This is a genomic window from Paenibacillus sp. PCH8 (genome assembly GCF_002968835.1).
In the GTDB taxonomy this organism is placed as follows: domain Bacteria; phylum Bacillota; class Bacilli; order Paenibacillales; family Paenibacillaceae; genus Paenibacillus.
The window spans coordinates 111,607-127,535 of record NZ_PKQK01000004.1; the positions used below are offsets into that span (position 1 = coordinate 111,607).

Below are 15,929 nucleotides of genomic sequence, written 5' to 3' on the forward strand. Positions count from 1 at the left end.
GATTGTGATTACCAATGATTCCACTACCAATCACGCCGGATGGACACTTGGCGTGATTTACCAGAATCCCAATCTCCCATTTCGAAACATGTCATTGCGTGCAGGAGCCGTACTTGTGCAATCCACTTCACCACCTGTAGTAACCACACTGACAGGATTTGCAACGCCCATTTCCGGCGCGCTCGGAGGCAGAGCACTGTTCAGTGCGCAGGAGGGTGACGCGAATCGGACAGGAGATCAGGCATTATTCGGACCCACCTCGGCAACTTCAGTTGCTTTGTCTGGGCCTAATAATCTGGCCGCGAACTTTTTTGCGTCCCAAATCAACGGGGATTCGGGGCTCTTAACACAACGGGCACGTTTGGAACACGGAATCAGACGAATGGAGCGCCAGGTACAAACATTGTTGGTGGACGTCAAGGCTGGGATATCACCAATGTGGATGTATCTGCAAGGCTGATTAACAACCAGTCCTCCGCAGTATTGACGCTGACGACTTCGGGTGATGCGTATATCGTCAACGCCAATGCTATTCAGGTGGATATCAATGCACCGCGGATCACGGTGGCGAAGGCATTTACGGCAACGGGAGCTGTTGCCGGAGATAGCATCCTGTACACAGCAACGGTCAGCAATACCGGTACAGCAGGCGCAGCCAGTGTGGTGTTATCTGATACATTGCCAGCAGGTTTGACATTTGTGCCAGGCAGTGTAACTGTGGCAGGTGTATCTAGACCCACCCTGGACATAACAGCCGGTGTACCCCTGGGTTCTTTGAATCTGGGGAGTAATATTGTGATCACTTATCGCGCAGTGATTGCGAATGATACCAGCATTCTGCAACTTGTCAATTCAGCGAATGCGGCGTTTACTTTTCAAAGTGTTGCTGGGGGTCCGGTAATTACAGGTGTCATTCCGTCGAATAATGCTACTCTTCCTGTGTATTCACCTAACCTGTCTATTGTGAAATCTGCGAGTACCACCAATGCCACGGTAGGCGATCAGGTGACATACACGCTTCAGGTGACGAATGGAGGAAACGTTGGAGCGAACGTCACGATCGCCGATAATATTCCAAGTGGCAGCACCTATGTTGCAGGAAGTTTTCGCGTAAATGGAGTTGTCATCGCTGGCGCCAATCCGGTTACAGGCGTTAATCTGGGCAGTCTTGCGGCTGGAAGCGTAACTACAGTAACTTTTCAAGTGCTAGTCACGAATCTGCCTACACCACCTACATTAGTTGACCAGGCTACAGCTTCCTATTCTTTTGTTTCCCCCGACGGCCGAACCATAACAGGTACGATAGCATCTAACACATTGACGATTCCGGTAACCTTACCGAACGTAACTGTCGTCAAAACCGCAACGGTTACCGACGTTGCGGTTGGAGAGACGTTCACGTATTCAGTGGTAACAACGAACGGTGGCATTCAAACGATCAACAATGTAGTCCTGACCGATAGTCTTCCTGCTGGCCTTAATTTTGTGCCTGGAAGTGTGACTGTCAGGGGGGCGAGTGTACCCGCAGCTAATCCGGCTAGTGGTATAAACCTCGGTACATTGAATGCTGGAAGCTCGGCAAGCGTGACATTTCAGGTCAATGTGCAGTCTTTGCCAACCACGGGTTCGTTTGTTAATCGTGCAGTCATATCTTATAGTTCAGGAGCGTTCACAGGCATCTCTAACTCTAACGCTATAACGACACCTGTATATCAACCTGTTGTTGCCATCAGCAAGTCGGCGAGCCAAACTAATGCGACATTGGGCGATCAGATAGCGTATACACTTGTCGTGACGAATAGCGGAAATATTGCAGCACAGGTGACCGTGACTGATACGATTCCGGCAGGGCTCACGTTCATTCCTGATTCAGTAACGGTAAATGGTGCAGCACGCCCAGGGGTCAGTCCGTTAACTGGGATCACGCTGGGGAATCTCCTGCCCGGAGGGAGTGCAACCGTGGTATTTCGCACTTCACTGACGACAATCCCTTCCCCGCCAACATTGGAGAATCAGGGGGCGGCGAGTTATACGTACCAGCTTCCGAGCGGACGCAATCTATCCGGGGGCACGCTATCCAATGTGGTACGCATACCTGCTTCGGCTCCTAACATAACGGTATCCAAAACGGTAAATACAACAGATGCCACGGTAGGTGATGCACTTACCTACACGGTTGTAATCACAAATGCGGGCAGCAGTGCAGTTCAAAATCTCGTGCTTTCCGATACACCGTCTGCGGGCTCTGAATTTGTATCCGGGAGTGTCACGATTAATGGAGCAGCTGCAGGAAGTGCGAGTCCGGTTTCCGGTATTGCTCTGGGAACCTTGAACAGCTCTGCCAGCGTAACCGTAACCTACCAGACAAGGGTGACCGCCATTCCTGGTACGGGATCGGTCAGCAATCGAGCAAGTGCAGCCTTTACATCAGGCAGTTTTCATGGTGTGTCTTCATCTGTCACGGTGAATACTCCGATCTTTCAACCTGTTATTCAAGTCGTGAAATCGGCCAGCACAACGAGCTTGACTGTGGGGGATACTTTTAATTACACGATCCAGATTGCGAATACGGGCAATATCACAGCAACGGTGACTTTAACCGACCCTGTTCCGGCAGGAGCTGTATTCAATACAAACAGCGTCATTATTAATGGCTCTCCTACACCAGGGGTCAGCCCGAACACCGGGATCAGTCTGGGAGCACTAGCTGCGGGCGCAACCGCGACAGTCACCTTCCTTGCCACGGTCACAAGCCTGCCAGATGCAAGACAGCTCATTAATCAGGCTATCGCATCGTATAACTACACCCTTCCAAGCGGTAGAACGATTTCAGGTTTTGTTTCATCTAATACGGTCACCATTCCCGTATCTCTGCCGAATGTTAGCGTTGTAAACAGTGATAATGCAGAGTACGCCGTATCTGGAGATATCATCAGGTACACTTCCGTTATTCGGAATAATGGAACGGTGGCAGTAAACAATGTGGTATTTGCGAACCCGCTTCCTTCGAACACCCCATTTATACCCGGAAGTGTCATGGTGAACGGGAATTCATTACCGCTCGCCAATCCGACCGCCGGCATTCCAATCGGTACATTAGCCCCAGGGGCTGAAGTAACCATAACTTTTGAGGTGAGGATAACTATGCCGATCCCTTCGCAGATTAACAATCAGTCGACGGTCAGTTTTACATCCGGTTCATTTTCGGGGTCATCATCGTCCAATACCACACAGACTCCGGTCATACAGCCACAGATTTCACTTGTCAAAACCGCAAATACCGCTAATGCAACCGTAGGTGATACGGTTGTCTATACGGTAACGGTGAGCAACACGGGCAATCTGGGGGCGAATGTTACGTTAACCGATACCATTCCTGCTGCGACTACTTTTGTATCCAACAGTGTTGTCGTATCGGGTGTGCCACAGCCGGGAGTAACACCAGGAGCAGGTATTCCGGTAGGCATTGTAGCAGCGGGAGCGACGGTTGTTGTCACGTTCGCCGTTGTTGTAGATTCACTTCCATCTCCGCAGCAGCTTAGTAATTTTGCTACATCAACCTATACATTTACACCTCCCGATGGGCGGATGTTGACTGGCTCAGCCACTTCGAATACACTCACGTTCCCGGTCTCGTCACCAAACGTCGCTGTTGTCAAAAGCACAGTTTCCACTGCGGCTACTGTGGGCGATACGGTGACCTATTCCATTCTGGTCACCAATAGCGGAATTGCACCAGTGAACAATATTCAGTTTTCGGACCCGATTCCAGCCGGAGCCTCCTTTGTCACAGGGAGTGTTACAGTAAATGGGGTTGCGCAACCCGCAGCCAATCCCGCAGGTGGGATATCCCTAGGTACACTAGGGCCTGGAACATCCGCGGTGGTCACGTTCAGTATCCGTGTGGATGTGATCCCGCCTAGTGATCAGTTGAGCAACCGTTCGACGGTCAGTTTTACCTCAGGTACATTCTCGAGCACAACCTTTTCAAATACTGTGGTCACTCCGGTGTACCAACCTATTCTTTCAGCGCAAAAAGCAGCAAGTACACAAAATGCTACCGTTGGGGATACCGTCAGCTACACGATAACCGTAAGCAATCAGGGAAACTATGGAGCCCAGATTAACCTGACGGATAACCTTCCAGCCGGAACGATCCTTGTTCCGAATAGCGTTATTGTGAACGGTCAACCGCTGCCAGCAGCAAGTCCAGCAACGGGCATTCCTGCAGGCAATGTGGCTCCCGGAGCTACGACCACCATTACCTTTTCGGTGGTTGTTGATACGCTGCCAAGTCCGCAACAACTGGTGAATCAAGCTTCGATAGCTCTATCGTATACATTGCCGGACGGGCGGAACATCACGGAGTCCGTTCTGTCCAATGTGCTGACGATTACCGTATCGGCGCCGGATGTCGATGTGGTCAAATCCACAACTTCGACGGCAGTATCTGTTGGTGATGTCGTAACGTATAGCATCGCTGTATCCAATAACGGAATTGCAACGGTCAACAATGTGGTTTTCACGGATGCAGTGCCGACAAGTACCGTTCTTGCGCCAACTGGCGTGTTTGTCGATGGTGTTCTGCGCCCTGGCGCCAATCCTTCTACGGGAATAACGCTTGGTTCCATCGCACCTGGCGTTACGGTAACCGTTGTATTTAGTGTGCAGGTTAGGGCACTCCCGGCAAGTGCAGTGTTGAATAATCAGTCCACCGTGAGTTTTACATCAGGAACATTCTCCGCTACCACATTTTCCAATACGGTTACAACTCCGGTCTATCAACCTATTCTCTCAGCAGTCAAAACGGGAGATCAGACGATAGCCACGGTAGGGGATACCGTTGTTTACAGCATCGCCATTTCCAATGCCGGGAACTATGGGGCATCCGTCACGTTGACCGATACCATTCCGGCAGGAACAGAGTTTGTTCCAAATAGCGTTATTATTAACGGGGCTTCTGCGCCAGGTGCAGATCCGGCTTCGGGTATTCCGCTTGGCGTTGTTTCAACCATAACCCATGTTACCTTCTCCGTCGTGATTGTGACGTTACCTTTGAGCCAGTCGATAATTAATCAGGCATCTGCAACCTATTCTTATACATTGCCTGATGGAAGAACACTGGGAGGCAGTATAACGTCCAACGTACTCAACATTCAGGTATCTGCTCCGAATGTCAGCGTCGTGAAGACCACTCCGGTCATGGATGCTGTGGTAGGAGATACGATTGTATACGAGATGGTCGTGACCAATAACGGAATTGACCCAGTCAATAACATTGTGTTAACCGACCCAATCAGCCCCGCTACCACATTTGTTACTGGCAGTGTTCTGGTGGACGGAGTTCCACGTGTCTTGGCTAACCCGGCGTTAGGTATTGCTCTAGGTACTCTGGCACCCGGAGCGTCTGTAGCGGTATCGTACGCGGTTCGAGTCAATGCACTTCCGACGCCACCACAGGTGAGCAGTCAATCTTCCGTAAGTTTCACATCGGGTGTTTTCTCGGGAGCAGCGTACTCCAACACGGTTGTAACACCAATCTATCAGCCGATTATTGCCGTAACCAAAACAGGGAGCACCTCCAATGCAACGATTGGTGACACCATCACCTATTCTTTTGGAATTATCAATAGTGGGAATCTTGCTGTAAATTTGACATTAACGGACAATATACCGAACGGAGCGGTACTGCTTCCCAACAGTGTTCTGATTAATGGTGTTCCACAGCCAGGCGCCAATCCGGAGACCGGTATCGTTGTGGGTACCATACCGTCCGGAGGTTCGGTTACTGTAACGGTTACCCTCGAAGTGACTGTGGATTCGTTGCCGCAGGATCAACAACTAGTTAACCAGGCGGTGGCCAGTTATACATTTAGTCCACCCGATGGTCGTGTGTTGACGGGGACCGTATCTTCCAATGTTCTGGTTATTCCAGTATCTGCACCAAATGTGACTGTTGTCAAAAGCACAAGTGCCATTGATGCCGTTGTTGGCGATGTAATCACCTATACGGTGGTCGTAACCAATAGCGGTATTGAAGTCGTGAATAATGTTGTCATGGTTGACCCTGTACCAGCTGGAACGGTCTTTGTATCTGGAAGTGTAACTGTAGATGGTGTGGCAAGACCTACAGGAAATCCTAATACAGGAATTACGCTTGGTTCAATTGCTGCCGGTGCTTCCGTGACCGTGACATTCCGAGTAGAGGTCGTTGTGTTATGAGCCAAACTTCCGGTCCGTTGACCCACTGGCTTCAGAATCAGTCGTTGGTTCGATTCAGCTCGGGTACGACTGAACTGGAACAGGTGGCGTATTCAAATACAGTCATTACCCCTTGGGTTGGTCCCAGGCTGGAAGTGAAGAAGCAATGTAATCTAGCTGTGGCTACACTGGGCCAGTCCTTGACTTACCTGATCGAAATTATAAACACAGGTAATATTACAGCGACAGTTCGAGTCGTGGATTCCTTATCTGCCGAAACAGCACTTCTCCCCAATAGTGTACTTCGTGATGGGAGTCCATTGCCGGGAATATCACCGGAGCGCGGTCTGCCTCCTGCTGAGATAGCTCCTGGTGCAACATTGCGTTATCACTTTCAGGTGGTGGTCTTGCGAATACCCACAGGCTTAAAGCTGCTCAATCAAGCTCAGGTTAACTATGAATTTAAGACATCTGAAGGCAGGACAGTTAGCGGTGTAGAGAGATCGAACACGGTGGAGGTAAGCATGGTCTCGTCCCGGCTTGAAGTTAGCCTGCAAGCAGATCGGGGCCAGACGTTCGCCGGGGATATTATCTTGTACACAGTCGTTGTGAGCAATCCGGGGTTTATGGCAGCCACGAGAGCTCAGGTAACGATTGCTTTGCCACAAGGCGTTGTTTTTATCCCTGCCAGTGTCGTTGTGAATGAGATGTTCGCTCCTCAAGTAACGCCTGATTCCGGTATAGAGCTTGGTGACATTGAGCCTGGCAGTTCCATTCGGATACAATACCGGGTTCAGGTCGTAGGGGGGAGCGATACGCATGGAATATCTAGCATAGCTGTACTGAAGTATATCTCGGCAGGCAAGCAGGAGACCGTCTACTCCAATGAGGTTACCTTGGACGTTGTTCAACCCCGGATCGCAGTGGTCAAAAGTGTTATCCCGGCAACGGCAACATGGGGTGATATCGTCCGATATCATATTACCGTCTCTAATGAAAGCAGCTACGCGGTGGATGCAACCCTGTCGGATGTTATGCCAACCGGCATGACATTTGTGGAAGGTAGCTTAGGCTGGAATGGGGTCAAACGTCCAGGTAGCAATCTGATCAGAGGGGTCAATCTGGGGACGTTGACTGCCCGAGCTGTTCTGAATATTCAGTTCGAGGCAAAGCTTGCAGAACGAGATGAAACGGTCCCTGATCACTTCAGGTATGTGAATCATGCCAGGCTGATGTACACGTTTCGGTTGCCGGATTCACGGACAGTGCAGCGGATGATTACGTCCAATGAAGCGGTGGTCGAATTGAAAACTCCGGTAATCCAGGCTTATGTTCAAGTGTTACCTACCTTGGTCGAGCAGGGTGGCACGGTCACATTCCAGGTGCGTGTTATGAACACGGGTAATCTACCGGCACGTGTACAACTGGGGGAGATTCTGCCTAAGGGTGCCAAATGGCTTGGGCAGGCTACCGGTCAGATTCAATGGAGTATTCCAGAGTATTCCACGCCGAGATATCTTCATGTAGGTGAACTTGAGCCTGGGACAGAAAGAAATATCTCCTATGTTGCGCAATTATCTTCCGAACAGACGGGTACGCTGCAAGGCGCGCTGACCGCCATGTACACATATGAATGGAATGGACATAAACGGGCAGGAGAATCACGATCGAATGAATACAGCATTATTGTGGAGTATGGTGAAGAATAGGATGTCATGACATTACACGAACGTAAATGAATGGTATACTAATTGAATATGAACTCGGCAAACAACCTGTGGAATCGGGACGTCGGAGTAGAGGAGGCAGTCACATTGGCAAAAGCAAAAGTAGCAAAAAGACCTACACGGGATGAGTTTGAGCTTGAAGAGTTGGGAAATCAGCTGGTCGAAGCTTTTCGTGAACGTTCGGAAGTACTGTTGACGGTATGGGGCAAAGAAGATCAGGTGCTAGGAGTCATTATCAAAATGGACTCACGTACACGCCTCGTGCATGTAGAGTATTCAGATGAAGAGTTCACGGCGAAGGTGCCTTTTCTGGATATCATGCGGGTGCAATCTCCCCGGTACTAATCGAAGAAAAAACAGCATTTGAATAATTAGGGCATCCGCCCTGTCAAAGTCGTTCTTCCTGCATAAGATAACCCATACCTGTTGCAGAGGAGGTACGTCAATGAGCGAAGTATTAGGTGGAGAAGGAAGAGGCTACGGATACGGAGGTTTCACTTCTGTAGGTGCCATTCTGGTTCTGTTCATCCTGTTGGTTATCATCTCCAAAGCATTCTTGGTATAATTGCATATCTCTAATGAATGAAAGAGGGGCTGTCCCATAAGTCAGAAAAATGGCTAGGGACAGCCCTGTTTTCTAAATTGTAAAACAAAAAGAAACCGCTCCTTGGTAAAATGGAAGTACGACCCACCATTTGAAAGGAGACGGTTTCTTTGTACATTCAATATACCATGGATCAACTTTTCTTGCCAATGGATTTGGAGACAGATATCCCCGAAAATCACATCGTTCGTGTCGTGAATGACGCAGTCAACCGCCTGAGCGATTCCATTTTTAATGCGGCGTATCCTGGCGGGGGCCGCCATAGTTACCACCCCAAAATGCTCACTAAAATCATCATCTACGCCTACACCCAGCGAATCTATTCTTCCCGACAAATCGCCAAGGCGGCTCGGGAAAACATCATGTTTATGTGGCTCGCCGGGCGACAACAGCCGGATTTTCGGACCATTAATCGCTTCCGTTCCGAGCGGATGAAAGAAGTGCTGGAAACCGTGTTTACCCATATACTGGAGTTGCTTGTTCAGGAGCAATACGTATCCTTGGAACACTACTTTCTGGACGGAACCAAGCTTGAAGCGAATGCGAATCGGTACACCTTCGTCTGGAAAAAGGCTGTCGTCAAGTACCAGGCCAAGCTGCAAGAAAAAGTACATACCCTGTTCCAAGCCATCGAAGCGGCCGAAAGTGAAGAAGATGCGCTCCACGCGGGTACAGACCTCCCTGAGCTCGGGGAAGCTTCCGCACTCACGGCAGAAAAGGTGGAAAAAGCGGTTCAGCAACTGGAGGAATCTTTACAAGAAAAACCGAAAAACAAAATCGTAAAGAAAGCCGTGCGCCAGTTACGCAAAGACTTGCTACCGCGGCTGCAAAAGTATGAGCACCAGATCCAAACCGCAGGGGAGCGGAATAGCTATAGCAAAACCGATCCGGACGCAACGTTCATGCGAATGAAAGAAGATCATATGCGAAATGGTCAATTGAAGCCCGGGTACAATGTGCAGATTGGAACGGAAAACCAATTTATTTTGGGTTACACGGTGCACCAGCGACCGACAGACACGAAATGTCTGAAGCCCCATCTCGATCATTTAGAAGAAACGCTCGGCAAAAAACCGAAGACTGTCATTGCCGATGCAGGATATGGAAGCGAAGAAAATTACAGCTATTTCGAAGAGAACAACATCCAAGCGATCGTCAAATACGGGACGTACCATAAGGAGAAAACGAGGGCCTTTCAGCAAGCGATTGGCAAAGTGGATCACTGGAGCTACAACGAAACGGAAGATTCATGGAGCTGTGCGGCCGGGAAGACGTTACGTTTTCGGTACGAAAGCGAGACGGTCACGGAAAGTGGTTACACGATTCGTACCCGCCATTATCGAAGTGAAGATTGTAGTGCATGTCCTCTGAAAGCAACATGCACCAAAGCCAAAGGAAATCGGGAGATCGCGATCAGTCTGACCTATATGCGGCAAAAAAACGAGATGCGGGAACGACTGCGCAGCGAGGAAGGATACACCCTTTCCGTTCGGCGCATGACGGAGCCGGAGAGTGTGTTTGGACAAATCAAAAACAACCGGGGATTCCGAAGATTCCTGCTTCGCGGCTTGCAAAAAGTAAGCCTGGAGGTCGGGTGGCTTTGCCTTGCCCACAATCTGCTTAAAAAAGCCGCAATGACGGAAAAACACAAAAAGGACAAAGCAGGATAAACCTCTGCTTTGTCCTTTTTTGAACGTATGAGTGTTATTTCTTTTTGACATTACGCTTTTTAAGGGCTTTTGAGACAGCCCCTTTTTGTTCATTTCCTTGAGAATTGTTTACGACTGAACACGCCATAGAGAACAACGATCAGTACGGGATACAGTACAGCCCATCCGGCAAAAGGGAATACGATCGCTGTCGCTACAAAGGAAATCCAGCTAATGGTGACGCCGGTGCGACTGCCTTACAACAATCGGATGCCAGCCGCACAGCCTCCAAGGTACGTGAGGATGAAAGTCGCATTGGGAAGTTGAATAAGTGTCGTCAGCGACACAAGCCCGCTTGCATAGACACCCAGCACAAGGATGAAGCAGATTGCGAGAAATCCAAGGGATGCAATGGGGGTATGGAAGCGATTGGACAGAAGAGCCATCCATCGTGGTGCAGCTCCTTGTCTTGCAAGTGCATAACCAACTCGTGAAGCGGCGCCTGCATAGGCAATTACAGTTGCGGTACAGATAAATATGCCGGTCAATCCAGCAATCCATGCACCCCAGGAGCCGAGGGGTTGGCTAATGATCCACACGAGGGATACATCCGCCCCGCCATGAAGGTAACTTTGAGTGCCCACGGTGGCCAGAGCAGTCAGGAAGTAGAGTATACCCACAATGATGGCAGCGATGGTCACGCCTTTGATGGCCGCTTTGCGAGGGTCCGTGAACTCTTCAGATAGATGAGATACAGCCTCCCAGCCGATAAAACACCAGAACAGAATCGCCCCGGCTTGACCAATACTGACCCAGCCATTAGGTATGAACGGGGTGTAATGGATCGAGTCCATATTGGGGAGAGCGAGGACAAATGCCATGACCAGCACAGCCACAATGGCGATGACGACACCGATTTGAACCTTGCCAGCGACCTGCATGCCAACGATATTAATCATCAGACCAATAGCCAGCATGGCAGCAGCTATAGCAATTCTGGCACCTTCACCCAGCTCCAGAGCAGCTGTCATATATCCTGCACGGAGCTGTATTCAGTCATTGGCGAATTTTGTAGAAAATCGGTGTAAGTCCGGATGACGTTATGTTAGAATATAACCATCCCTAGAGGAAGAAAGAGGTGTTTATATAATGAGCCAAGAGTTAACAGAATCTTTAAATGAACAGATGAACTTTGAGTTTTATTCAGCTCATGTATATCAGGCAATGGCAGCGTATTGTTCCAGCAAGAGTCTGGATGGATTTGCGAACTTCTTCATTGTACAAGCGGAAGAGGAACGATTCCACGCAATGAAAATATACAAATTCCTGAATGATCGTGGACAACGTGCCACACTCGCAGCTTTGCCAGAACCTAAGAATGAATATGCTTCGATGCTGGATGTATTTGAGCACGGATACGCTCATGAGCAGCAAAACACAAGAAAATTCTACAATCTGGCTGACATCGCCCTGAATGAACGTGAACATGCGACAATGTATTTCCTGAAATGGTTCATTGATGAGCAAGTGGAAGAAGAAGCGTTGTTTGACAACATCATTCAGAAGTTGCGTCGTATTGAAAAAGACAGCAATGCCTTCTACATGCTGGATGCAGAGTTTGCCAAACGTTCGTTCGTTGCTCCGGCAGAATAACTTTGTCTCTGGAGTAGATGAAGATTCCAGTGATGGAAGACCATGTACATACAGCATGAGACAGATATCCTGACAGCCATGAGGAATTGAACTATCTTCAAGGACTGGATGGCATGATGCCATATGCTGATTGAAGAAGCTTGCACTTGTGCAGGCTTTTTTGCATGCTGTCATATCCGATTTTGTATAATCATTAGGTCTGAATGGGAGAAGAAGACTATCAAAATCCTGAAAGTGGGTAATAGAGGATATGTCACAATTGATCTATCCTGACGGGATCTTTTTTTGCTCAAATCTATCAAAATCGTTTTAATTTTTAAGTTTATCTGACAAAAGTGTAACTCTACCGTAGCCTTTGAAGCGAGAACAGAGTCCGCGTTGTTTGATAGTATAAGGATTAATCGCCAAGGGATGAAGGTAAAGAAACATGGACACCCGGGGAAATACAACACAAAAGGGAGACTTTACATTATGTTACATATTCGCAAATCAATCATGACCACACTTGCTATTCTACTAATTATTTCACTATTATTGCCACAATCCGTATCCGCCAAATCAACGACATCCAAGGATGCCGGAACCAAAGTGAGTTCCAAAATCATATACCTGACTTTTGATGATGGGCCAACAGCTCATACGGGTCAGTTGCTGGATATTCTGGATCAGTATAATGCAAAGGCAACGTTCTTCATGTTGGGACCCCATATGGAGCAATTCCAGAAAGCTACCAAACGAATTGTAGCTGATGGGCACGGATTGGGCCTGCATGGGGTGACGCATGTTCCGGGCAAATTCTATAAAACGGCATATAGCGGACTGAAAGAAATGCAACAGGCCAATGTAAGTTTGAACAAAGTTGCAGGAGTCAAAACAAGTCTTATTCGGACGCCATATGGCAGTAAGCCATACCTCAAGCCAGCCTTTCGCAACGTATTGCTCGGTCAAGGTGGATTCCATCTGTGGGATTGGAATGTGGATTCGGAAGACTGGAAATACAAGAAAGATCACCAGAAAGTCTACAATAGTGTAATGAAGCAGATCCATAATGTGCAAAAAGGCGGAACAACACCTGTTGTGCTTATGCACGATCAGGAAGCAACGCTGAAAGTATTGCCACAAGTGTTGAAAGCTCTAAAGGCAGAGGGGTATCAATTTGAAGTGTTGACCAAGAAAGTACAGCCTGTTAACTTCTGGAACGACAAGCGTTAATCTCTTGAATCTTTCGGTCTGACGATGGATAGAACCCGGCTAAAACGAAGGAGGAACACAACATGAAGAAACAGCAACTTTGGATGACCATTCCAGTAACGACAGCCGTTATACTCGCTCTGGCAGGGTGTGGGGGCCTGATTCGAAGGCTACATCATCAGAGAATAATTCTTCTCCAACGACAACGGTTAGTGAACAGACTCAGACCGGAAGTGGTAGTAAGGAGACATCGGGATCGAAGGTGTACGACAACCAGACCGCTTCAGGTCAATCCGGTGTGAATGAGGTAATCAAGCAGGTTGTAGCCAGTTGTTAATGAAAAACGTATCTTTGCCTACATCATTTACGCTGAAAGACGGCACATATTTAGGTGTGGCAATATCGTCGAACACGTCCGATGCGTTTAAAGTGAATTTCTACGCTACGACTCAGTCGATTGGCATTAATGATGATTCGTTAACTGCCTCTGACAGCAAAGTGCCTGCACTGGCTTCCTATGAAGTAAAAACCGATAAGGGTGGCAATCTATCTGACACTTTCCCTGAGACCAATCTGAGCAATATTCCGAAAGATATGGCTGTAGATTTGGGACATGGTATCCAAGGCATGGGTGAAGGTGCGGCTGGCAGTCAATATTTGACTTGGAAAGAAGGCAGATGGACGCTGCAGATTCGTTCGGTTTCCGAAGATAAGATGAACAATCCGGGCATTGCCAAGAAGATGGTGGAGTACCTGGAGTCACATACACTGCCTGTGCCGAAAGATAAAGGGTATATCCTCGTGGAATATCCAAGTGGTGGGAAGTCTGTTCATGTAACGATTTCTTGGCAGGACAGGAATCTAGTTCACCAGCTTCAGACCGATCAAGTGCCACTGGACGCTCTTGGTATGGCTGTATCGGTGAAATCATGACCGTCTAACGAAGATCTAGTGATGAAGATGGAAATAACAGCAGAATAAAAAGCTTGGTTCAGGAAGTGTTTAGCCTGAGCCAAGCTTTTTATTCTGAGCATGTTTTGAACTCTACTGGAAGCAACATGCTCATTTATGTTTCAGTGGGTTAAAGCGGTACTTTCATTTGAACCACCCTTTTTCCTTGGAACGAGTGATGGCTTCAATGCGGTTACTGGCATTTAACTTGTTGAGAATAATCGAGATGTAATTACGTACCGTCCCTGTTGTGATGAACAGATGTCCGGCAATTTCTTTCGTGTTCTTCCCGTCTGCCATGAGGCCAAGTACGGCGTTCTCCCGTTCAGTGAGGGGATTCTCTTCTACATATGCTTCATCTACCAAGTCGGGAGCAAAGATTCGTCTTCCATTCATGACTTGGCGGATGGTTTCGGCCAGTTCTTCAATCGGACTATCCTTGAGCAGGTATCCGCGAACACCGCCTTTGAGCGCACGTTCGAAATAGCCGGTTCGGGCAAAAGTGGTCAGAATAATGACTTTACAGTTCAAACCTCTCATCTCTTCTGCCGCTTCCAGCCCATTTTTGACGGGCATTTCGATATCCATCAGACAGATATCCGGGGTCAGTTTTCTGACAAGTGCCAGAGCTTCCTCTCCATTGCTTGCTTGCCCTACCACCTGCATGTCTTCTTCCAGATTGAGCAGGGAAGACAAGGCGCCCAGCATCATACGTTGGTCTTCGGCGATTACAATGCTGATCATGTTGCATCCTCCTTCAATGGTTTGCTCGTCAGCTTGGGCACCTGAATGACGATTTGAGTACCTGTTTTGTCTGCTCCGGAGCGAAGATCCAGACAACCGTTCACAAATTCGAGCCGTTCCTTCATACCCAAAATGCCGGTACCGAGCCGATCCTTGTTGCGCGTTCGTTCTAAGCCTACACCGTTATCCTGAACCGTTAAAATGTTATCAGACTGTGTCTCTTTAATGGTGATGGTGCATACCGTGGCCTGACTGTGCTTGACCACATTGGTAACCGCTTCTTTCAAACACATACCCAGCACATTTTCATTTAACTGGGACGTATCCTGCAATTTGGGATTGCCATTCACGACAGATTCCATGGAAGCGGCTTTTAAAATCTGTTCCGCGCGAAACAGCTCATCCACCAGTTGTGTACCACGCATGGTCGTTACCATTTCCCGTACTTCCTTCAGAGCTGTGCTTGCCGTTTGTCTTAGGTCGTTCAATTCCATCTCGGCCTGCTCGGGATTAGTGCGGAGCAGACGCTTCGCCAGATCGGTTTTTAGACCGATTAGAGAGAGCTTCTGTCCAAGTGTATCGTGCAGGTCACGAGCGATGCGCTGACGTTCTTCCATTTTCACGAGATCATCCAGTCGTTTGTTGGCATTCTCAAGTTGACCTTCCAATTGATCAGTCTTGTTTTTGTTATACGTACTGATGGGAAGCAGAATGGAGGCCATCAAGCTGATGAATACAAACGGGAGTTGGCTCACCAACAGAGAACTCTGATTAATGAAACCATAATTAATGGTTACGAAACTGGCTCCCAGATTTACCGAATAGAGGGTGAAGAAACCGGCTTTATTTTTAATATTCCCAATAAAGAAAGCAAGAAACAATGAGAAATACGCATAATCATAGGCGATAGTCATTGTAATGGATATAGCAATAAGCAGTCCAATCCACATGTACACCTGCCAGCCCTTGGTGATGAAGGCGAGCAGATAACAGACGAAGAAGACGAGGATGATGATGATGCCGGTTACCATCGTCCATAATTTGGAATATTGTGAAATGAAATAGAAGGGCAGGATGAAAAAGGCGAGCCATACATAAAGATTCAACCCTGTCTTTTTATAAAAATTTTGCATCCATTTTTGAATGGAATTCTCCTCCTCAAACTTGCAATGTACTCAAACTTAGCATGACTGTAGTTTGAATACAAGA

12 protein-coding genes and 1 pseudogene are annotated in these 15,929 nt (G+C 48.2%); 10 read left to right on the forward strand and 3 right to left on the reverse strand.

Annotation, left to right across the window (positions count from 1 at the left end; translation table 11 throughout):
* Positions 1 to 4: 4 nt before the first annotated feature.
* The 6 genes from C0Q44_RS31210 to C0Q44_RS22200 all read left to right on the forward strand — a co-directional run bounded on the left by C0Q44_RS31210 (position 5) and on the right by C0Q44_RS22200 (position 10,202).
* On the forward strand, positions 5 to 460 hold the full coding sequence (locus C0Q44_RS31210; RefSeq protein WP_258166503.1) for a hypothetical protein: 456 nt from the start codon (positions 5 to 7) through the stop codon (positions 458 to 460).
* A complete protein-coding gene (locus C0Q44_RS22180) occupies positions 439 to 6,222 on the forward strand; it encodes a DUF7507 domain-containing protein (protein WP_258166504.1) in 5,784 nt (1,927 codons plus the stop codon). The genes C0Q44_RS31210 and C0Q44_RS22180 overlap by 22 nt, the downstream gene beginning before the upstream one ends.
* Entirely contained in the window at positions 6,219 to 7,910 is a 1,692-nt protein-coding gene (locus C0Q44_RS22185) for a COG1361 family protein (protein WP_105409413.1), read from the forward strand. Before C0Q44_RS22180 ends, C0Q44_RS22185 begins: the two co-directional genes overlap by 4 nt.
* Before the next feature lie 105 nt (positions 7,911 to 8,015).
* On the forward strand, positions 8,016 to 8,273 hold the full coding sequence (locus C0Q44_RS22190) for a YolD-like family protein (protein WP_105409414.1): 258 nt from the start codon (positions 8,016 to 8,018) through the stop codon (positions 8,271 to 8,273).
* A 100-nt stretch (positions 8,274 to 8,373) separates the two neighbouring features.
* Positions 8,374 to 8,493, forward strand: a complete 120-nt coding sequence (locus C0Q44_RS22195) for a dihydroorotate dehydrogenase (RefSeq protein WP_105409415.1) — start codon at positions 8,374 to 8,376, stop codon at positions 8,491 to 8,493.
* A 149-nt stretch (positions 8,494 to 8,642) separates the two neighbouring features.
* Entirely contained in the window at positions 8,643 to 10,202 is a 1,560-nt protein-coding gene (locus C0Q44_RS22200) for an IS1182 family transposase (protein ID WP_105407801.1), read from the forward strand.
* Positions 10,203 to 10,291: 89 nt separating this feature from the next.
* Here the strand turns inward: C0Q44_RS22200 and C0Q44_RS22205 are convergent.
* A pseudogene (locus tag C0Q44_RS22205) lies at positions 10,292 to 11,221 on the reverse strand (APC family permease); the annotation flags it as partial.
* 109 nt (positions 11,222 to 11,330) lie between these two features.
* Between C0Q44_RS22205 and C0Q44_RS22210 the strand changes: the two are divergent.
* The 4 genes from C0Q44_RS22210 (at position 11,331) to C0Q44_RS22225 (ending at position 13,958) form a co-directional block, all read left to right on the forward strand.
* Positions 11,331 to 11,834: a ferritin gene (locus tag C0Q44_RS22210; protein ID WP_105409416.1), complete on the forward strand. Its 504-nt coding sequence runs from the start codon at positions 11,331 to 11,333 to the stop codon at positions 11,832 to 11,834.
* 471 nt (positions 11,835 to 12,305) lie between these two features.
* A complete protein-coding gene (locus C0Q44_RS22215; protein ID WP_105409417.1) occupies positions 12,306 to 13,046 on the forward strand; it encodes a polysaccharide deacetylase family protein in 741 nt (246 codons plus the stop codon).
* 79 nt (positions 13,047 to 13,125) lie between these two features.
* Complete coding sequence (locus C0Q44_RS22220) at positions 13,126 to 13,362, forward strand: hypothetical protein (protein ID WP_146113502.1); 237 nt, start codon at positions 13,126 to 13,128, stop codon at positions 13,360 to 13,362.
* Positions 13,362 to 13,958, forward strand: a complete 597-nt coding sequence (locus C0Q44_RS22225; protein WP_105409419.1) for a hypothetical protein — start codon at positions 13,362 to 13,364, stop codon at positions 13,956 to 13,958. The genes C0Q44_RS22220 and C0Q44_RS22225 overlap by 1 nt, the downstream gene beginning before the upstream one ends.
* A 162-nt stretch (positions 13,959 to 14,120) precedes the next feature.
* On the opposite strand, the gene C0Q44_RS22230 is transcribed toward C0Q44_RS22225, so the two are convergent.
* Entirely contained in the window at positions 14,121 to 14,720 is a 600-nt protein-coding gene (locus C0Q44_RS22230) for a response regulator transcription factor (protein ID WP_105409420.1), read from the reverse strand.
* Complete coding sequence (locus C0Q44_RS22235) at positions 14,717 to 15,865, reverse strand: sensor histidine kinase (protein ID WP_105409421.1); 1,149 nt, start codon at positions 15,863 to 15,865, stop codon at positions 14,717 to 14,719. The genes C0Q44_RS22230 and C0Q44_RS22235 overlap by 4 nt, the downstream gene beginning before the upstream one ends.
* Between the last annotated feature and the right edge of the window lie 64 nt (positions 15,866 to 15,929).

Excerpts from the sequence above, each read along its gene's own strand:
- C0Q44_RS22215 (WP_105409417.1), top strand. The coding sequence starts at position 12,306 with ATGTTACATATTCGCAAATCAATCATGACCACACTTGCTATTCTACTA.
- C0Q44_RS22195 (WP_105409415.1), top strand. The coding sequence starts at position 8,374 with ATGAGCGAAGTATTAGGTGGAGAAGGAAGAGGCTACGGATACGGAGGT.
- C0Q44_RS22185 (WP_105409413.1), top strand. The coding sequence starts at position 6,219 with ATGAGCCAAACTTCCGGTCCGTTGACCCACTGGCTTCAGAATCAGTCG.
- C0Q44_RS22225 (WP_105409419.1), top strand. The coding sequence starts at position 13,362 with ATGAAAAACGTATCTTTGCCTACATCATTTACGCTGAAAGACGGCACA.
- C0Q44_RS22230 (WP_105409420.1), bottom strand. The coding sequence starts at position 14,720 with ATGATCAGCATTGTAATCGCCGAAGACCAACGTATGATGCTGGGCGCC.
- C0Q44_RS22210 (WP_105409416.1), top strand. The coding sequence starts at position 11,331 with ATGAGCCAAGAGTTAACAGAATCTTTAAATGAACAGATGAACTTTGAG.